At 63.0% G+C, this 17,815-nt stretch carries 17 protein-coding genes; 6 read left to right on the top strand and 11 right to left on the bottom strand.

Annotated elements, in window-relative coordinates; all coding sequences use genetic code 11:
- Positions 1–8: 8 nt before the first annotated feature.
- From EU800_RS12875 to EU800_RS12860, 4 genes are all read right to left on the bottom strand, one after another.
- Positions 9–842, bottom strand: a complete 834-nt coding sequence (locus EU800_RS12875) for a carbohydrate ABC transporter permease (RefSeq protein ID WP_129632955.1) — start codon at positions 840–842, stop codon at positions 9–11.
- Positions 843–855: 13 nt separating this feature from the next.
- Positions 856–1,728 carry a carbohydrate ABC transporter permease gene (locus tag EU800_RS12870; RefSeq protein WP_129632953.1) on the bottom strand — a complete coding sequence of 291 codons (873 nt, stop codon included), beginning with the start codon at positions 1,726–1,728 and terminating at the stop codon, positions 856–858.
- Positions 1,729–1,868: 140 nt separating this feature from the next.
- A complete protein-coding gene (locus tag EU800_RS12865; protein WP_129632951.1) occupies positions 1,869–3,191 on the bottom strand; it encodes a sugar ABC transporter substrate-binding protein in 1,323 nt (440 codons plus the stop codon).
- A 116-nt stretch (positions 3,192–3,307) separates the two neighbouring features.
- Positions 3,308–4,333, bottom strand: coding sequence for a LacI family DNA-binding transcriptional regulator (locus tag EU800_RS12860; RefSeq protein ID WP_129632949.1), 1,026 nt, complete (start codon positions 4,331–4,333; stop codon positions 3,308–3,310).
- 219 nt (positions 4,334–4,552) lie between these two features.
- Here EU800_RS12860 and EU800_RS12855 point away from each other — a divergent pair, with 219 nt between their 5' ends.
- From EU800_RS12855 to EU800_RS12835, 5 genes are all read left to right on the top strand, one after another.
- Positions 4,553–5,503, top strand: a complete 951-nt coding sequence (locus EU800_RS12855) for a sugar kinase (protein ID WP_129632947.1) — start codon at positions 4,553–4,555, stop codon at positions 5,501–5,503.
- Positions 5,500–6,762 carry a D-tagatose-bisphosphate aldolase, class II, non-catalytic subunit gene (locus tag EU800_RS12850; protein ID WP_129632945.1) on the top strand — a complete coding sequence of 421 codons (1,263 nt, stop codon included), beginning with the start codon at positions 5,500–5,502 and terminating at the stop codon, positions 6,760–6,762. Before EU800_RS12855 ends, EU800_RS12850 begins: the two co-directional genes overlap by 4 nt.
- Positions 6,763–6,843: 81 nt before the next feature.
- Positions 6,844–7,788, top strand: coding sequence for a carbohydrate kinase (locus tag EU800_RS12845; RefSeq protein WP_129632943.1), 945 nt, complete (start codon positions 6,844–6,846; stop codon positions 7,786–7,788).
- A 15-nt stretch (positions 7,789–7,803) separates the two neighbouring features.
- Positions 7,804–8,478: a transaldolase family protein gene (locus tag EU800_RS12840; protein ID WP_129632940.1), complete on the top strand. Its 675-nt coding sequence runs from the start codon at positions 7,804–7,806 to the stop codon at positions 8,476–8,478.
- A 411-nt stretch (positions 8,479–8,889) separates the two neighbouring features.
- Positions 8,890–9,096 carry a cold-shock protein gene (locus EU800_RS12835; protein WP_129632937.1) on the top strand — a complete coding sequence of 69 codons (207 nt, stop codon included), beginning with the start codon at positions 8,890–8,892 and terminating at the stop codon, positions 9,094–9,096.
- A gap of 692 nt (positions 9,097–9,788) precedes the next feature.
- Here the strand turns inward: EU800_RS12835 and EU800_RS12830 are convergent.
- From EU800_RS12830 to EU800_RS12800, 7 genes are all read right to left on the bottom strand, one after another.
- Positions 9,789–10,187 (bottom strand): F0F1 ATP synthase subunit epsilon, encoded by a 399-nt coding sequence (locus EU800_RS12830; RefSeq protein ID WP_129632934.1) that lies wholly within the window; start codon positions 10,185–10,187, stop codon positions 9,789–9,791.
- 9 nt (positions 10,188–10,196) lie between these two features.
- Entirely contained in the window at positions 10,197–11,615 is a 1,419-nt protein-coding gene (atpD, locus tag EU800_RS12825; protein WP_129632931.1) for a F0F1 ATP synthase subunit beta, read from the bottom strand.
- 57 nt (positions 11,616–11,672) lie between these two features.
- A complete protein-coding gene (locus EU800_RS12820) occupies positions 11,673–12,716 on the bottom strand; it encodes a glycosyltransferase family 4 protein (RefSeq protein WP_129632928.1) in 1,044 nt (347 codons plus the stop codon).
- Complete coding sequence (locus tag EU800_RS12815) at positions 12,713–13,597, bottom strand: F0F1 ATP synthase subunit gamma (RefSeq protein WP_129632925.1); 885 nt, start codon at positions 13,595–13,597, stop codon at positions 12,713–12,715. The genes EU800_RS12820 and EU800_RS12815 overlap by 4 nt, the downstream gene beginning before the upstream one ends.
- A 14-nt stretch (positions 13,598–13,611) precedes the next feature.
- Positions 13,612–15,150, bottom strand: coding sequence for a F0F1 ATP synthase subunit alpha (atpA, locus tag EU800_RS12810; RefSeq protein WP_129632922.1), 1,539 nt, complete (start codon positions 15,148–15,150; stop codon positions 13,612–13,614).
- Positions 15,150–15,710: a F0F1 ATP synthase subunit delta gene (locus EU800_RS12805; protein ID WP_165354654.1), complete on the bottom strand. Its 561-nt coding sequence runs from the start codon at positions 15,708–15,710 to the stop codon at positions 15,150–15,152. The genes atpA and EU800_RS12805 overlap by 1 nt, the downstream gene beginning before the upstream one ends.
- Before the next feature lie 426 nt (positions 15,711–16,136).
- Positions 16,137–16,892 (bottom strand): class I SAM-dependent methyltransferase, encoded by a 756-nt coding sequence (locus EU800_RS12800; RefSeq protein ID WP_129632916.1) that lies wholly within the window; start codon positions 16,890–16,892, stop codon positions 16,137–16,139.
- Positions 16,893–16,958: 66 nt separating this feature from the next.
- Here EU800_RS12800 and gloB point away from each other — a divergent pair, with 66 nt between their 5' ends.
- Positions 16,959–17,720, top strand: a complete 762-nt coding sequence (gloB, locus tag EU800_RS12795) for a hydroxyacylglutathione hydrolase (protein WP_129632913.1) — start codon at positions 16,959–16,961, stop codon at positions 17,718–17,720.
- The last annotated feature ends 95 nt before the right edge of the window (positions 17,721–17,815 follow it).

Genomic DNA, 17,815 nt, shown 5'->3' with positions numbered 1-17,815 from the left:
TCTTCCCCTTACTTGACGGCGCCGAAGGTCAGGCCGCGGACCAGTTGTTTCTGGCTGAACCAGCCCATGATCAGGATCGGTGCGATGGCCATTATCGAGGCCGCACTCAGTTTGGCGTAGAACAGGCCTTCAGGGCTCGAATAGCTGGCGATGAACGCCGTGAGCGGCGCCGCCTTGGCCGCTGTCAGGTTCAGCGTCCAGAAGGCTTCGTTCCACGACAGGATGATGTTGAGCAGCACCGTCGAGGCAATGCCCGGCACTGCCATCGGGGTTAGCACGTAGAGGACTTCCTCGCGCAGGCTCGCCCCGTCCATTCGTGCCGCCTCGAGGATTTCCCCGGGGATCTCCCGGAAATAGGTGTAGAGCATCCAGATGATGATCGGCAGGTTCATCATCATCAGCACGAACACCAGTCCGACACGGGTATCGAGCAATCCCAGATCCCGGAAGATCAGGTAGATCGGCACCAGGACGCCCACCGGCGGCAGCATCTTGGTCGACAGCATCCACATCAGCACGTCCTTCGTGTGCTTGGCGGGCACGAAGGCCATCGCCCAGGCGGCCGGGATGGCGATCAGCAGACCCAGGAAGGTGGAGCCGAGGGAGATCGTGACCGAGTTCATGAAGTGCTTGAAGTAGTCCGACCGCTCCTGGACCGTGGCGAAGCTGTCCATCGTCCAGCCGGAGCTGAACAGAACCTGAAACGGCGCCCGGATCGCGTCTTCTTCCGTCTTGAAGGACAGGATGAGGATCCAGAGGATCGGAAAGAACATCAGGAAGCCGATTGTTCCTGCAACGGCCGTGTTGAAGACCTTGGTCTTGTGCGGAACTGCGCGTGCCATGGATCTCTCCTCCCTATGCGTCGAGGTTCTTGCCGATCATCCGCATCAGGAAGATGGCGACGATGTTGGCGAGGATGATGGCGATGACGCCACCGGCGCTTCCCATGCCCACGTCGAACTGAAGCAGCGACGAGACATAGATGAGGTAGGTCAGGTTCGTTGTCGCCGTGCCCGGCCCGCCATTGGTGGTGACCAGGATTTCGGCGAAGACCGAGAGCAGAAAGATCGTCTCGATCAGGATAACGACGGTGATCGCGCGCGCCAGATGCGGCAGGATGATGAACCAGAACCGGCTCGACCAGCTTGCACCGTCCATCTCGGCGGCTTCGAGCTGTTCCTGATCGAGCGACTGCATCGCGGTGAACAGGATCAGCGTCGCGAATGGCAACCATTGCCAGCTGGCGATGAAGATGATCGAAAGAAGCGGGATTTGCCCGAAGAAGTCGACCGGCTCGAACCCCATCCCGGTGGCCATCTGCCCGAAGATCCCGTTGACGGGATTCATGAACATGTTCTTCCAGACGAGCGCCGACACGGTCGGCATCACGAAGAAAGGTGCGATCACCATGATGCGGATGACGCCTTGGCCGAACATCGGCCGGTCCAGAAGCAGCGAGAGCAGGATACCTCCGATAACCGTGATCAGCAGGATGCCTCCGACCAGGAGCAGCGTGTTGATCATCGCCGCCTTGAAGCTCGGATCGGTCACGAACCAGTAGTAGTTTTCCCATCCCACGAAGGGATTCCCTGTCGGCGTGATCAGATTGTACCGCAAGAACGAAAAATAGATCGTCATCGAAAGCGGAATGATCATCCAACCGAGCAGAAGGATCACGGAGGGCGAGATCATCATCCTGGCGGCGGTGCGGGAAGCCTTGGTTGCCATTGGTATCTCCCGGAGAGCCTTGAGCGCAGCATTGAAGGCAAGGGGCCGGAGGGCACAGTCTTCGATGCCGAGCTACAGTAAAAACGTGGCGTCTGACAAAGCGGGCCGACCCTTTCGGACCGGCCCGCCCTGGGAGGAGGTTACTTGATGTAACCGGCCTTGGTCATTTCGCGGACCGCGAATTGCTGGCTGTTGGCCAGTGCATCCTCGACGCTCGACTGGCCTGCGAGTGCCGCGGCGATTTGCTGACCGACATAGTTGCCGATGCCCTGGAATTCGGGGATCGCAACGAACTGGACGCCGGTATAGGGAACCGGATCCTTGGTCGGGTTCGCCGGGTCGACCGAGAGGATCGCTTCCTTGATCGTCGCGGCGAAGGGCGCGGCTTCAAGGAGTCTCGGATCGTCATGAACCGACGCGCGGGTTCCGCTCGGAACGGCGACCCAGCCTTCGGTCTCGCCGACCATCTCGAAGTATTCCTTCGAGGTGCCCCACTTCAGGAAGTCCTTCGCGACGTCGATCTTCTGAGAACTCGCCGGAATGGCGAGAGCCCAGGACCAGAACCAGCCGGTGCCGTTCGAGGTCACCTGCATCGGCGCCTTGAAGAAGTCCGTTACGTCGGCAACGCTCGAGGTGTTCGGGTTGCGCACGTCGTTGGCTGCCGAGGTCGCGTCCACCCAGGTTGCGCACTTGCCGTCCTTGAACAGGGCGCGGTTCTCATTATGGCCGTTCGCGGTCGCACCCGGCGGGCCATAGTTGGTCATCAGGTCGACATAGTAGGTGATCGCGGCATTCCACTCGGGGCTGTCGAGCTGCGGTTGCCAGTCCATATCGAACCAGCGGGCGCCGAAGGCGTTGGCGAGCGGGCCGATGAAGGCCATGTTTTCACCCCAGCCGGCCTTGCCGCGCTGGCAGGTGCCGTAGATGCCATTCTCCGGATCGTGCAGCTTGGCAGCCATCTCCATGAAGTCGGGATCGTACAGGATCTGCTCGGTCGGCGCCTCGATGCCGGCCTTCTCGAAGAGGTCCGTCCGATAGAAAGTGAACGACGTTTCCGAGTAGAGCGGCACGGCGTAGAGGTGACCATCCGCGGACAGGCCGTTCCGCACCAGCTGGAAGATGTCCTCGAGATCGTAGTCCGCATCATCGGCGAAGTCGTCCAGAGGAGTCAGCCATCCATTGGCGCCCCAGATCGGAGCCTCGTAGGCGCCGATGAAGATGATGTCGAACGAACCGCCGTTCGTTGCGATATCCTGGGTCGTCCGCTGACGCAGGACGTTCTCTTCGAGCACGACCCAGTTGATCGTATTACCCGTCGCTTCTTCCCATTGCGGAGCAAGTTTCTGCATGACGATCATGTCGGCGTTGTTCACCGTTGCGATGGTGATTTCTTCCGACATCGCAGCGGTGGCCGCGACCGACACAAGTGCAGTGGCTGCGCAGAGTGCGCCTCTCAAGTTCATTCGATTTTCCTCCCATAGGTCTGCGTAAAGCAGTGTTGTTAGCTAAGACCCGCACCAACGAGGAGTCAACCAAAAATTTTACTCACGTAAATTTTTGCTGCGGCGCGGCGAAATCTTTACGCTGACGAGCGCAGGATCAGCTTCCCGTCGAAAAGGATCTCCGGACGCTCTCCGCCGCGCTTGCCGCCTTCCACGAGGTCGAACAGGGTCGCCACGCTCTTTCTGACGATGGACGTGTAATCCTGCGAGACCGTGGTCAATGGCGGCGTCGTGAAGCGCGACCAGGGATGGTCGTCGTGGCCGGCCACGCGCAGCGCGCATCCCTGCCCGTGACCAACGCGCAATCCCCGCTCGAAGGCCGCGGCGATGAAGCCGATGGCAAGCCGGTCATTGCTGCAGAGGATCGTGTCGGATGGCAGCGTCCGCTCGTCAAGAAGACGTCCGCCCTCATCGAGGCCGATCTGCTCGAAGTCCCAGCCTCTCCCCTCGACCCGAATCACTTTCGGATCGTGGCCGAGCTTTTCCATGGCCATGATATAGGCGTCACGCCGCTTGTTCGCATTCGGGTTGACTGGAGGCATCTCGAAGAAGCAGGGCGGCTCTCCGGTCCGGCAGAGATAGTCTACCATCATCGGGATGCTCTGAAAATTGTTCGATCCGACAAAGGCTTCGCCGAGCGGCACGTTGCTGTCGAAGATCACGGTCGGCACGTCACGGGTGAAGCGCTCGATCACCTCGAGATCCGAGGCCCTCCCCAGCGGAGCGAGCAGCGCTCCGGTCGGCCGCAGCGACAGCAAGGTCGCAAGAGCCTTGTTCTCGAGCTCCTGTTCGCCATGCGCGCTGAACAGAATCGGCCAGAATCCCGCGTCGATGCAGCGTCTCTCCATCAACCGGACCATCTCGGCGAAGAACGGGTCCGCGAGATATGGCACGAGGATCCCTATGCATTTGGTCAGCTTGCGATTCTGGTTGATTGCGAAAATGTTCGGCTGGTACTGGTGCTCCTTCAGCGCGCTCTCGATCTTGGCGCGAGTCGTCTTGCGTACACTCTCCGGATCATTGAAATATTTGGAGACGGTTGGGCGCGAGATGCCAATCGCTTCGGCGAATTCTTCCATCGTCCTGATTTTGCGCCCGGACATCTTTCTCCACCCGTGATCTTTTCCCGCGGCCCTTGGTGGTTGGTGGCCGTAGAAGGTCTACCGCACCAAGTAAAAACTTTACGCGAGATATTTTTTTATTGACAGTAAGGTCGCGGAGTGCCAACCGTCAAGAAGTTGTTGCTCCCGCCCGCATCGGGTTTCACCGCTCCGGATGTACCGGGTCGCGGGGCCGGCGGGACGCCGGCAGCGGAGGATGCAATGAAACCAATCGCCGTCATCGGGGAAGTCCTCGTCGAGATCATGGCCGACACGATCGGCGAGGGATTTCGCGGGCCCATCGCTCTGACGGGCCCCTACCCTTCGGGCGCACCGGCAATCTTCGCGGACCAGGTCGCCAGGATGGGACAGCCCAGTACCGTCATCTCGACCGTCGGTGACGACGATTTCGGTCGGCTGAACCTCGACCGGCTCGCCGTGGACGGTGTCGACATATCGGGCATCGGAATCGACCCGGACCGACCGACCGGCAGCGCCTTCGTGCGCTACCGCGCCGACGGATCGCGGGATTTCATCTTCAACATCCGTCACAGCGCCTGCGGCGTGCTTCCGGACACCGAGGCCGCGCGGAAAGTTCTCGACGCTGCCGGTCATCTGCACGTCATGGGCTCGTCGCTTTCAAGCCCGGACTTCGTGGCCCTCAATCTTCGCGCGGCCCGTGATGTCAAGGCGCGCGGCGGCTCGATCTCCTTCGACCCGAACCTGCGAAAGGAGATCCTCGACGCGCCAGGCATGCGCGCCGCGATGGCGGAGATCCTGCGCATGACGGATCTCTTCCTGCCCTCCGGCGAGGAATTGTTCCTGCTCACCGAGGCCGGCGAAGCGGAGGCCGCGGTCGCCGAGTTGCTCGGGCTCGGCATCGGGACCGTCGTGCACAAGCTCGGCGCCGAGGGCGTTCGGCACCATGATTCGGCCGGCAGCACGTTCTTTCCGGCCTTCACGGTCGAGGAAGTCGATCCCACCGGGGCCGGCGACTGTTTCGGTGGCGCTTTCACGGCGCTCTGGCTGCAAGGCGCCGGATTGGACGAAGCGCTGCCGCTGTCCGCCGCCGCAGGCGCGCTCGCGGTGACCCGTCGCGGACCGATGGAGGGCACCACGCCGCTCGACGCACTCCGCGCGTTCGTGGCAGGCCAGGAAAGGCGAACTTCATGACCCACCCGCTCCTCGACATTCCCGCCGCCTTTCATGCCGGCCGGCCGGTCGGCATCACTTCGGTCTGCTCGGCGCATCCCCTCGTCATCGAGGCCGCGCTGCGGCTCGCCTGTGAGACCGGCCGACTTGCGCTGATTGAGGCGACATGCAACCAGGTCAACCAGGACGGCGGCTATACCGGAATGACGCCGGAGGATTTCCGCACCTTCGTCGAGGGCATCGCAGACAAGGTCGGCCTGGCGCGGGAACGCATCATCTTCGGCGGCGACCATCTCGGACCCAACCCCTGGAAGGACCTGCCGGCCGATGAAGCGATGGAGAAGGCAGAGGTCATGATCGCCGCCTTCGCCGCGGCGGGCTTCACCAAGCTCCATCTCGACTGCTCCATGGGTTGCGCGGGCGAACCCGTCGCACTGCCTGACGCGGAGACGGCTGACCGCGCCGCCCGCCTGGCCGCCCGGGCCGAGGCGCATCGCGGCGCGGTCGATCCGGTCTATGTCATCGGCACCGAGGTCCCGGTGCCGGGCGGAGCACTCGAGGAGCTCGACGAGCTCGCCGTCACCACGCCCGACGCCGCCGCGCAGACCTACGAGGTTCACCGCGCCGCCTTTGACGCGGCCGGGTTGCAGGACGCCTTTGCTCGCGTCATTGCGCTTGTCGTCCAGCCCGGTGTCGAGTTTGGTCATACCGACGTGATCCACTACGTGCCGAAGGCGGCGGAGGCCCTCTCGGCATGCCTCCGCGGGATGCCGGGCCTCGTCTTCGAGGCCCATTCGACCGACTACCAGACGCGCGATGGGCTCTCCGCACTGGTCCGGGACGGGTTCGCGATCCTCAAGGTCGGCCCTTGGCTGACTTTCGCCCTGCGCGAAGCGCTCTACGGGCTCGATGCTGTGGCGGATGTCCTCGACGGGACGCTGCCCAGGGGCGGGCTGATGACGGCAATGGACGAGGTCATGCGCGCCGCGCCCGGGCACTGGTCAAAATACTACGACGGCACGGAAACGGATCTGTGGCTGCAACGCCATTTCAGCTATTCCGACCGGATCCGCTACTACTGGCCGCGCCCGCAGGCGCAGGCCGCCCTGCGCGATCTGATGGAACGGCTGTCCGGGCGTGAGATTCCCGATCCGGTTCTCCACCAGTACGTTCCGGCGGCCCCGACCGGTGGCGACGCGGAGCAGATCCTTGTGAACGCCGTGCAGGAAGTGCTCCGGATTTACGAGCGCGCCTGCACGACACAGCACGGCGTGGATTGACGGACCGCGAGACGCGCAGATGGGCGTCACACCCGGATCCGCGACGCCGGAGGTCATACGGCGAATTGTTCGTGAGGCAACATGAGTATCGAGAGTTTCCTTGCCGTCGGCGGCGAAAACCTGATCGACTACGTGACACAGGACGGCAAGGCCACGGCCCATCCCGGCGGCTCGCCCTTCAACGTGGCCATGGCGCTCGGACGACAGGGCGTCGACGTGCATTACGTCTCGCCGATCTCGACCGACACCTGGGGAGACATGCTGGCCGATAAGCTCGAGGCCTCGGGTGTCGTTCTCACAGGCGGGCGGAGGCCCGAGCCGACCACAATGGCGCGCGTCACCGTGAGCCACGGGCATCCGAGCTACAGTTTCGAGCGCAGCGGAACGGCGGAGCGGATGGTGTCTACGGCGTTCCTCCGCGCGCGCCTTCCCGCGGGCGCCAAGGCGCTTCACACGGGCTCGCTGACCCTGACCGACGGTGCAGATGCGACGGCCTGGGAGGAAATCTGCGCGGAGAGCTTCGCGGCCGGACGGCTGGTCTCACTCGATCCGAACGTGCGGCTGTCCGTGATCTCCGATGTGGATGGCTACAGGGCGCGCATCCGGCGGATGCTGACAACTTCTCATCTCGTCAAGCTCAGCGACGAGGATCTCGCGGCGCTTTTCCCCGAGTCCGCGCAGGAGGACGCGCTGGCGACGCTTCGTGGGCAAACGTCGGCCCGGCTGATCGTTCTGACCCGGGGGGATGTGGGGTGCACCGCCCTGATGGGAGAGATGCGGCTCGATCTGCCGGCGACGCCGGTCAGTGACCTGGTCGACACCGTCGGCGCCGGCGACACCTTCACCGCAACGCTTCTCGCCGGCCTCGCCGCGCAGGACGCGCTCGGCCCCGCGGCGCTCGAAAGGCTGACCCGCGACCAGTTGACCGCGCTGTTGCATTGTGCGTCCACCGCCGCCGCGATAAATTGCGGCCGGGCCGGATGCAATCCGCCCAGCCGCGCCGAACTCGACGCTGCGCTGCAATGAAAGGCTCTCCCCATCATGGATCTCTATCTCGACACCGCGGACGTCCGGGAGTGGAAGGAACTCATGCCGACCGGCCTCTTCCACGGCATCACGACCAACCCGCTCCTCGCCCACAGGGCCGGACTCGCCTATCCGGAAATCGACTGGCCGGCGCTGATGCGACAGGCCACGGATCTCGGCGCGAAGGAGCTGCATTGTCAGGTGGTCGGACCTGTCGAGGGCTTCGCCGACTGGGCCGGCGAACGCTATGAGCAAGGCCGGCGGGCCGGGCTACGCGTCGTCATCAAGGTCCCGCTTACCGAGCCTGCCATCCGGGCGATGCCCGGCATCAAGACCCTCGGCGGACCGATCCTGATGACCGCCTGCTACAGCGCAAAACAGATGTTCGTCGCCTCGGCTCTCGGCGCGGAGTACATCGCACCCTATTTTGGCCGGATGCTGGAAATGGGACTGCCGGCCTATGACGCGCTGGAGCAGATGCGCGCCATCGGCGAACTCGCGGGCGGCAAGACGCGCATCCTCGTCGCGTCGCTCCGCGATACGCGGCAGATGGCTCTGCTCGCGCGGCAGGGCCAGGACTGCTTCACCATTGCACCGGGCATTGCCCGCGACCTGCTGAACGATCGGAACACGGTTGCGGCGGCTGACGAGTTCGAGGAAGCCGCCGGGATGGCAAAAGGACCTGCGTAGGCGACCTCTGACACGGGCGGTCTCGCGCCGACTTCCGAAGACAGCAAACCCGCACCGCTGCGTAGCAGGCTGACATCGGTTGTGAATCGTAATGAAATAGTGCCGTTGCGGCGTGCAGCGCCGTCAATGACCGGGCTTGCGGAGAAGTCGGATGCGCGCTTGTCTCGCACCGGAGGTAGTGTGGTGGAGGCATTCCCGGTCCAGAGAAGCGAGCGACTTCAACGACACGGACACCATCTTTCAATCTTGTTGAAAGCAGCCCTTGTGCCGGCGACTGAAAGGCCCCATAGTTTTGAGGCGACGTTATCTCTTTGACCACTGGCTCCCTAACACGGCTTCAGTATCGACTTGATCTGACTGAGCCGGGTTGCCGCATGTACGCGGGCAACATCTATGTTAGGAGACGACACGATGGCTAATGGCACCGTGAAATGGTTTAACTCGACCAAAGGCTTTGGCTTTATCGAGCCCGAAGGCGGAAAACGCGACGTATTCGTTCACATCAGCGCCGTAGAGCGCGCGGGACTGACCGGCCTCGAAGACGGCCAAAAGGTCACGTTCGACGTGGAATCTGGCCGCGATGGCCGGGAATCCGCAGCGAATCTCGCTCTCGCCTGATCTGCCGACGGCGCTTTTCAGGCGCCGTTCCGCATAAGCTGCTCCTTCGAGAACGGGTTTTCGGAGTACTGCAGCAGGGCGCCCCGCCGCCAATGTATTTGCGTCCAGCGTGTCATTCACGTGCGGCTCGCGATTCAGACGGTGACGAATGACGGGCCACGCCGGCCGAGGTGCCGGCGGGCCCGAACATCCACGATCCCCGACCCGGATCGATTTCCGGCGGATCTGATGGATACCAGCCCAACCTAATCATGAAACTGAAGTACCGGCACGGAACCGATTCCGTGCCTTCGAACCAAGAACGGAAAAGATTTGAAGAACCAAGGAATGATACGGAACATTCAGGCAGAACTTGCTGAGCTCATTGCGCGCCTCGGTCCGGCACCATCACAGCCGCGCCCGACCGACGAGGCGCGTGACATATATTCAGAAGTCCGCTTCGGACGGGACCGGCGTGCATTTGCATTGGCGACCATCTGCTACTGGTGCGGGTTCCATCCGGCGGATGCCCTGCAACATGAAGCCAATTGGTCGTAGCCAGTCTAGCTCCGAACTCCGACGGACTTGCCTTCCTCAAGAATGTCTCCGTGCAGCGTCGCGCGGAGATCAACTGCACAAAGGCAGCCCGCTGACGAAAAACCCCGCGTCGGACCGGCGCGGGGTTTTCAATGTTTCGGCTCGGGTGGACCGGCTCAGACCATGTCCTCGAGGAGCTGCTCGAGATCCGCGACGAATTTCTCCACAACGTCCTTGTGGTCGCCCTCCGCCTCGGTCGCGCGCTTGCGGGCATCCTCGAGGAAACCCTCCAGCGCCGCCCGGCTGTCAGCATCGCCGGCGGCGGCGTGTTCGGCGAGCACCGACGTTGCCTCGGCATTGATCTCGACGAAACCGCCGGTGACGGCAAAGCTGGTCTCGCTCCCGTCAGCGCCGGTGACCTTGACAAGGCCCGGACGCAATGTGGTGATGACGGGCGCGTGGTCCGGCATCGCCGTCATGTCGCCCTCGGCGGCCGGAATCTGGACCTGGGTGGCCTCGAGCGACGCGAGCCGCTTCTCCGGGCTAACCAGGTCGAACTGCATCGTGTTGGCCATAGGCCCTCCTTACGCGGCGGCCGAGGCCATCTTCTCGGCCTTGGCAACGGCTTCTTCGATATCGCCGACCATGTAGAAGGCGGCTTCCGGCAGGTGATCGTATTCGCCGGCAACCACGGCCTTGAAGGAGGCGATGGTCTTTTCGAGCGGCACCTGCACACCCGGGAAACCGGTAAAGACCTGCGCTACGTCGAAGGGCTGGCTCAGGAAGCGCTGGATCTTCCGGGCGCGGGCCACGACCAGCTTGTCCTCTTCAGAAAGCTCGTCCATGCCGAGGATGGCGATGATGTCCTGAAGCGACTTGTAGCGCTGGAGGATCCCCTGCACGTCCCGCGCGACCTGGTAGTGCTCCTCGCCGATCACGGCGGGGTCCATCAGGCGCGAGGTTGAATCGAGCGGGTCCACGGCCGGGTAGATGCCGAGTTCGGAGATCGCGCGCGACAGCACCGTGGTGGCGTCGAGGTGCGCAAAGGAGGTCGCCGGAGCGGGGTCGGTCAGGTCGTCCGCGGGAACGTAGACAGCCTGCACGGACGTGATCGAACCGGACTTGGTGGAGGTGATGCGTTCCTGCATCGCGCCCATGTCGGTGGCGAGCGTCGGCTGGTAACCCACCGCCGAGGGAATCCGGCCCAGAAGCGCCGACACCTCGGACCCGGCCTGGGTGAAGCGGAAGATGTTGTCGACGAAGAACAGCACGTCGGCGCCGGTCTCGTCTCGGAACTGCTCAGCCAGGGTCAGGCCGGACAGGGCGATCCGCATACGGGCTCCCGGCGGCTCGTTCATCTGGCCGTAGACCAGAGCGATCTTGGAATCCTCGAGATTGTCCGGGGTGATAACGCCCGATTCGATCATCTCGTGGTAGAGGTCGTTGCCTTCCCGGGTCCGCTCACCGACACCGGCGAACACGGACACACCGGAGTGCACCTTGGCGATGTTGTTGATCAGTTCCATGATCAGAACCGTCTTGCCGACGCCCGCGCCGCCGAAGAGGCCGATCTTGCCGCCCTTGGCGTAGGGGGCGAGGAGGTCGACGACCTTGATGCCGGTAACCAGGATCTCGGATTCCGTCGCCTGGTCGGCGAATTTCGGCGCTTCCTGGTGAATGGCACGGTGGGTCTCTGTGTCGACCGGGCCCTTCTCGTCGACCGGCTCGCCGATCACGTTGAGGATCCGGCCGAGGGTCGCCTTGCCGACGGGCATGGTGATCGGCCCCTCGGTGTCGGTCACTTCGGCGCCGCGGACCAAACCTTCGGTGGCGTCCATCGCGACGGTGCGGACCGTGTGCTCGCCAAGGTGCTGGGCGACCTCGAGGACGAGGCGCTTGCCATTGTTTTCGGTTTCAAGGGCGTTCAGGATTTCGGGCAGTTCGCCGTCGAAGTGGACGTCGACCACGGCGCCGAGGACCTGGGTCACTCTGCCTTTTGGCATTCGATCTTCCTTCCGTCTAGTGTTTGAGTATATAAAGCTAACGGGTGGGACAGTTTGTCAGTAACCCTCTGGAACAAAGTCCGCCAGCGCCTCACCCGAACCATTCAGCGCAAGATGCAGAACCTTTGCGAGGTTGCGTCCTGCCGCCTCATCCGAGTATCGAGTTTTCCATGCGCTATGGGCGCGTTGCGCAAGACCGGCACGCAACTCGGGATCTTCAGCAACTCTTTCCATGGCGTCACGAAGCGCTACAGGATCTTCGGGCGGAACCGTCAACGCCGTATCCCCGTCCGTGACATAGTCGGCTATGCTGTCACATCTTGTTGCGATGACCGGAACACCAAGCATCATCGCCGTCAATAATGTGATGTGTCCAGATGCCGTGTTTTTCGACGCGATAGGCAAAACCATTGCCTCTGCACTTTTGGTCAGAGCACAGCACTCGACGTACGATATACCGTTTCGAAGCCCCACGTTCGGCGGCAATCTGACGCCTTTAAGTGCATGCTGATCCGCGATCAGAAGAAGCTTCAAATCACTTCCCCGCATTGCGTCCGCAAGAGTACGATAGTCTCGCGACATCGAACCCATGGCAATCAAATAAGGTTTCTCGACCGGTTCGAAAGGTTCTGCTTCGGGAAGCCGCCCTCTTTGAAACGGAACAAAAACCAATTTGTGCCGTGGTATACCGTAGAAACTCGAATAAATCTCAGTTTCAACGCGCGAATGGGGCACCATCAAGTCAATTCGCCTCGAGAGAAATGCGATCACAAATCTCTTAATGCGGCTATCCAAAGGTGGTATGTTATAGGACCAAGCTACAATTTTCGTGCGCCGGAACATTACCATCTTCCAAAACGCCACACTCAATGCAAGATGCGGGAAATTGGCAACCACTACGTCCGGACTGTTATGATACGCACGCCACCCCATTCCCAGCCGGCCTATCCAACGACGGAAGAGAGATGAAGTCGCTTTAAACGGCTCCACCTTTTTAAACGTGAAGCTGCTGTCTTCGACGAAATCGTCGATCCAGTTTCCGGCCGCTGAGATAGTCGGATGCGCAACAACGACATTATATGGGGGGCGAGCCATTTTCATAGAGCCTCGGCGCCCGAAATGATTTCGATGAGCTCGTTGGTGATCGCCGCCTGACGCGAGCGGTTGAACTCGATGGTCAGCTTTTCGATCATCTCGCCCGCGTTGCGCGTGGCGTTGTCCATCGCGGTCATCCGCGCGCCCTCTTCGGAGGCCGCGTTCTCGAGGAAGGCGGTGAAGATCTGGGTCGAGATGCTGCGCGGCAGCAGGTCGGCCAACACACCCTCCTCGCTCGGTTCGTAATCGTAGGGCGCCGCGGCGCTGGCTTCCGCCTCCGCGTCGGGGGCATCGAACACCGCCGGGATGATCTGCTTGACCGTCGGTTCCTGGCTGATCACCGAAACGAAACGGTTGAAGAAGATCGTGCAGACGTCGAATTCGCCATCTGCGAAACGATCCATCAGCGACTGGGCGATCCCCGCGGCATCGTCATAGCCGACCTTCTTGACGTCGCTCATGTCGATATGGGCGACGAAGAGGTTGGCATAGTCCCGCTTGAGCTGCTCGCGGCCCTTCTTGCCGATGGTGATGATCTTCACCGTCTTGCCGGCGGCCTGCAGTTCCTGGATCTTCAGCCGCGCCGCCTTCACGATCGAGGAGTTGAAGCCACCGCAAAGGCCGCGTTCCGAGGTCATCACGACCAGCATCTGCACCTGGTCGCTGCCCGTCCCGGCGATCAGCCGGGGCGCGTTGTCGCTGTCGCCGACCGAAGCGGCGAGGCCGCTCATCACGGCCTCCATGCGCTCGGCATAGGGCCGCGCGTTCTCGGCCGCGTCCTGCGCCCGCCGCAGTTTCGCGGCGGCCACCATCTGCATGGCCTTCGTGATCTTTCGCGTCGACTTGACGCTGTCGATCCGGTTTTTGAGGTCCTTAAGGCTGGGCATCTACCACTCCTCGCTTACGCGAAGCCCTTGGCGTATTCTTCCACCACGGCCTTGATACGGTCGGACGCGTCACCCTTCACCTTCGGATCTTCCTTGGTGATCCAGTCGAGAAGATCCGCATGCTTGGAGCGGACGAAGTTCAGCAGGCCCTTCTCGAACCGGCTGACGTCCTTCACCGGGATCTTGTCGAGGAAGCCGTTCACGCCGGCATAGATCACGACGACTATCTCGGCATTGGTCAGCGGCGAGTATTGCGGCTGCTTCATCAGCTCGGTGAGCCGCGCGCCGCGGTTCAGCAGCTGCTGGGTCGCGGCGTCGAGGTCGGAGCCGAACTGCGCGAAGGCCGCCATCTCGCGATACTGCGCGAGCTCGAGCTTGACCGGACCGGCGACCGACTTCATCGCGTTTGTCTGGGCCGAGGAGCCCACGCGGGAGACCGAGAGGCCGGTGTTCACAGCCGGGCGGATACCCTGGTAGAAGAGTTCGGTCTCAAGGAAGATCTGGCCGTCGGTGATCGAAATCACGTTGGTCGGGATAAAGGCCGAGACGTCGCCGCCCTGGGTCTCGATGATCGGCAGCGCGGTCAACGAGCCGGAACCGTGATCCTCGTTGAGCTTCGCGGCACGCTCGAGCAGGCGCGAGTGCAGGTAGAAGACGTCACCCGGATAGGCTTCGCGCCCCGGCGGGCGGCGCAACAGAAGCGACATCTGGCGATAGGATACGGCCTGCTTGGAGAGGTCGTCATAGATGATCAGCGCGTGGCGGCCATTGTCGCGGTAATACTCGGCCATGGCACAGGCCGAATAGGGAGCGAGATACTGCATCGGCGCGGGGTCGGAAGCGGTGGCGGCAACGATCGTGGTGTATTCGATCGCGCCCGATTCCTCGAGCTTCTTGACCAACTGCGCCACGGTCGAGCGCTTCTGACCGATGGCGACATAGATGCAGTAGAGCTTCTTGCCCTCGTCGTCGCCCGCGGCCTCGTTGTAACTCTTCTGGTTCAGGATGGTGTCGAGCGCCACGGCGGTCTTGCCGGTCTGACGGTCGCCGATGATCAGCTCCCGCTGGCCACGACCGATCGGGATCATCGCGTCGACCGATTTCAGGCCGGTCGCCATCGGTTCGTGCACCGATTTACGCGGGATGATGCCCGGTGCCTTGACGTCGGCGACGCGGCGTTCGGCGGCCTCGATCGGGCCTTTACCGTCGATCGGCATACCGAGAGCGTCGACCACGCGGCCGAGCATCGCGTCGCCCACCGGCACGTCCACGATCGACTTGGTGCGCTTGACGGTGTCGCCTTCCTTGATGTCGCGGTCAGAGCCGAAGATCACGACGCCGACATTGTCGACCTCGAGGTTCAGGGCCATGCCGCGGATGCCGCCGGGGAATTCGACCATCTCGCCGGCCTGGATGTTGTCGAGCCCGTGCACGCGGGCGATGCCGTCGCCAACGGAGAGCACCTGGCCGATTTCGGCGACCTCGGCTTCCTGGCCAAAGTTCTTGATCTGGTCCTTGAGGATTGCGGAAATTTCCGCAGCTTGCAGTGCCATTACCCGACCTCTTTCATAGCATTCTGGAGACTGGCGAGACGCGCGCGGACCGACGTGTCGATCATCTTCGAGCCCACCTGGACAATTAGTCCGCCGATGAGTCTCTCATCGACGGTGGTGTTCAGCTTGATTTCCTTGCCGAAACGGGATTTCAACATCTCGGTGAGTGCCGCGGCCTGCGCGTCGCTCAGCGTGGCGGCGGAGGTGATTTCGGCGGCGATTTCGCCCTTTTCTTCGGCGATCATCGCGCGCAGCGCGGCCAGCAGCTGCGGCAGCACGAAAAGACGACGCTTGGAGGCCATCAGCGCCAGCGCGTTCTTCGTCGTGCCGTCGAGCGACATCGCGTCCGCCAACGCGGTGATGGCAGCGGCCTGCTCGTCGCGGGAATAGACCGGCGAGGCGATCATCGCCTTGAAGTCGTCGGAGGATTCGAGCGCCGCCAACAGCGTGTCGGTGTCGGCCTCGAGCGCGGCGAATTTGCCCTCGTCCCTGGCCAGTTCGAACATCGCCAGCGCGTAGCGTTTGGCAATGGTGGAGGAAATCGAAGCCGTCTCTGCCACGTCCATCCCTCTTGCTTTGTCGCATCCGGGCGAGTGCCCCCGGACGCAAGGTGTCCCGGGCGGAAAACTGCGTTCCCCCCTCAAATCGAAGAGCCGTGTAACAGACCCGTCAGACCCCCGCAACTCTCTTGGAAGGCCCGATATCGCTCCAAAATACGGGCGCAAACCGGAGAAATCTACTGCTTGCTCTCATATTCATAGGGCTGAAGCGAACGTTAGCGCCCAAAGAAGATAATTTCTGTGTGCAACTGCATACAATGCAATGCTGCGCCGCCGCATTGCACCTGCGACATTACCTAGCGTCAGCTTATCGCGGGAATCACGCAGACCGGCCTGGGCGGGACGCCGCGGGCCGCGTCCGGCCCGGTCTACCGGCCGCAGGCAGGGGCGCGACAGAATCACCCCTCCTTCGATAACCGACGGGAATCACGCTGGCTCCGGACCGGAGGGCGCGTTCACGGCATCGAGAACGCGCAGCGGGTCTCGGACCATGTCCTTGACCGCCGAGCCGCCCGGTGTCTGCGCAAGCTTGGTCGCCTCGGCGAGAAAGACGCCGCCGGCGAGCGACGTGAAGGCCTGCCGCCCAAAGCGCTCCCACACGCCCGAGGAGCGCAGCCAGAAGCGCTTTTCCGAGGGCGGACCGAACAGAGCGGCGGTGTGGCGCTCCGGCTGGAAGCCATGCATCAGGAGCTGTGATTCGAGCTGGCCGGAAGAATAGGGACGGCCGTAGCCGAACGGCGTCGCGTCGCGTCGCGCCCAGAGGCCGGACCGGTTGGGAACGATGAAGAGCGCCTTGCCGCCCGGACCGAGCACGCGGAGGCATTCGGACAGCACCTCGGTAGGGTGGCCCGAGGTGTCGAGCCCGTGGAGCAGCACCAAGAGGTCGACCGAACCGGTGTCGAGCGGCCAGAGCATTTCCTCGCAGAGGACTGAGATATTCGGCTGGCCGGAGGGCCAGGGCATGACTCCCTGCGGCCCCGGCATCAGTGCGATGACCCGGCGGGCATGGCCGAGATACGGCCGGAGCAGCGGCACCGGGAAGCCGAATCCCGCCACCGTTCGCCCGCGCGCCTCCTCCGGTGGCCAGAATTCCACCATCCGGTCGCGGATCACCCGCTGCGCTACCCGGCCCAGCTTGGTCCTGTAGTAGAAGTTTCTCAGCTCCAGCACATCGAGATGCATTGCGCGCGGAAGGCTCCCTTGCCACCTTGGGCAAACCATACCGGGTCTCGGGCAAAAGGAAATGTCATGTCGCTGGAAATCGTCACCCTCCCCTGTCTGTCCGACAATTACGCCTATCTGCTGCATGATGCCGAAAGTAGCGCCACGGCTGTGGTGGACGTTCCCGATGCCGCACCGATCCGCGACGCGCTCGCGGATCGCGGCTGGACGCTCAGCGACATCCTGATCACCCATCACCACTACGACCATGTCGACGGTGTCGAGGAACTCCGGGCGGAAACCGGCGCGAAGGTCACCGGCGCCGCCGCCGACGCCCACCGCCTTCCGAAGCTCGACCGTGCGGTGGCGGAGGGTGACACCGTGGCGGTCGGCGGTGTCGAGGGACAGGTCCTCGACGTTTCCGGCCACACGATGGGCCACATCGCCTTCGTCTTCCCCGGCGCGGCCTTCACCGCCGACAGCCTGATGGCGCTCGGTTGCGGCCGGCTGTTCGAGGGCGACGCGGAGACAATGTGGGCCTCGCTCACCAAGCTCGCCGCGCTTCCCGAAGACACGCTGGTCTATTCGGGCCACGAATACACGGCCGCAAATGGCCGCTTCGCAGTCACGGTCGATCCCGACAACGCCGCGCTGCGCGCCCGGATCAAAGATGTGGCGCGGGCACGCGCCGCCGGCGAGCCGACGGTGCCCTCGGCGCTGTCACTGGAAAAGGCCACCAACCCCTTCCTGCGTGCCACAGCGCCGGACGTGAAGGCGGCGGTCGGGATGGCAGCCGCCCCGGATGCCGAGGTATTTGCCGAGATCCGGCGGCGCAAGGACTCGTTCTGATCCCGCACGAGTCCGCGCCCACCGAACGATCTGCGGGTTTTCCGGCCCTGGCTTCTCCCCGCCCTTCGCCCCCCGAAAGGCGATCACTTTTTGTG

Origin of the sequence: Tropicimonas sp. IMCC6043 (genome assembly GCF_004146235.1) — a bacterium.
In the GTDB taxonomy this organism is placed as follows: Bacteria; Pseudomonadota; Alphaproteobacteria; order Rhodobacterales; family Rhodobacteraceae; genus Tropicimonas.
The sequence above is the reverse complement of the archived record's forward strand: the minus strand, read 5'-3'. Positions and strand labels throughout refer to the sequence as shown.

What these genes read in the sequence shown, in the direction of transcription:
- EU800_RS12835 (WP_129632937.1), top strand. Translation starts at nt 8,890, where the DNA reads ATGGCTAATGGCACCGTGAAATGGTTTAACTCGACCAAAGGCTTTGGC.
- EU800_RS12855 (WP_129632947.1), top strand. Translation starts at nt 4,553, where the DNA reads ATGAAACCAATCGCCGTCATCGGGGAAGTCCTCGTCGAGATCATGGCC.
- atpD (WP_129632931.1), bottom strand. Translation starts at nt 11,615, where the DNA reads ATGCCAAAAGGCAGAGTGACCCAGGTCCTCGGCGCCGTGGTCGACGTC.
- EU800_RS12840 (WP_129632940.1), top strand. Translation starts at nt 7,804, where the DNA reads ATGGATCTCTATCTCGACACCGCGGACGTCCGGGAGTGGAAGGAACTC.
- gloB (WP_129632913.1), top strand. Translation starts at nt 16,959, where the DNA reads ATGTCGCTGGAAATCGTCACCCTCCCCTGTCTGTCCGACAATTACGCC.
- EU800_RS12870 (WP_129632953.1), bottom strand. Translation starts at nt 1,728, where the DNA reads ATGGCAACCAAGGCTTCCCGCACCGCCGCCAGGATGATGATCTCGCCC.
- EU800_RS12875 (WP_129632955.1), bottom strand. Translation starts at nt 842, where the DNA reads ATGGCACGCGCAGTTCCGCACAAGACCAAGGTCTTCAACACGGCCGTT.
- EU800_RS12830 (WP_129632934.1), bottom strand. Translation starts at nt 10,187, where the DNA reads ATGGCCAACACGATGCAGTTCGACCTGGTTAGCCCGGAGAAGCGGCTC.
- EU800_RS12865 (WP_129632951.1), bottom strand. Translation starts at nt 3,191, where the DNA reads ATGAACTTGAGAGGCGCACTCTGCGCAGCCACTGCACTTGTGTCGGTC.
- atpA (WP_129632922.1), bottom strand. Translation starts at nt 15,150, where the DNA reads ATGGCACTGCAAGCTGCGGAAATTTCCGCAATCCTCAAGGACCAGATC.
- EU800_RS12820 (WP_129632928.1), bottom strand. Translation starts at nt 12,716, where the DNA reads ATGAAAATGGCTCGCCCCCCATATAATGTCGTTGTTGCGCATCCGACT.
- EU800_RS12860 (WP_129632949.1), bottom strand. Translation starts at nt 4,333, where the DNA reads ATGTCCGGGCGCAAAATCAGGACGATGGAAGAATTCGCCGAAGCGATT.
- EU800_RS12845 (WP_129632943.1), top strand. Translation starts at nt 6,844, where the DNA reads ATGAGTATCGAGAGTTTCCTTGCCGTCGGCGGCGAAAACCTGATCGAC.
- EU800_RS12815 (WP_129632925.1), bottom strand. Translation starts at nt 13,597, where the DNA reads ATGCCCAGCCTTAAGGACCTCAAAAACCGGATCGACAGCGTCAAGTCG.
- EU800_RS12800 (WP_129632916.1), bottom strand. Translation starts at nt 16,892, where the DNA reads ATGCATCTCGATGTGCTGGAGCTGAGAAACTTCTACTACAGGACCAAG.
- EU800_RS12850 (WP_129632945.1), top strand. Translation starts at nt 5,500, where the DNA reads ATGACCCACCCGCTCCTCGACATTCCCGCCGCCTTTCATGCCGGCCGG.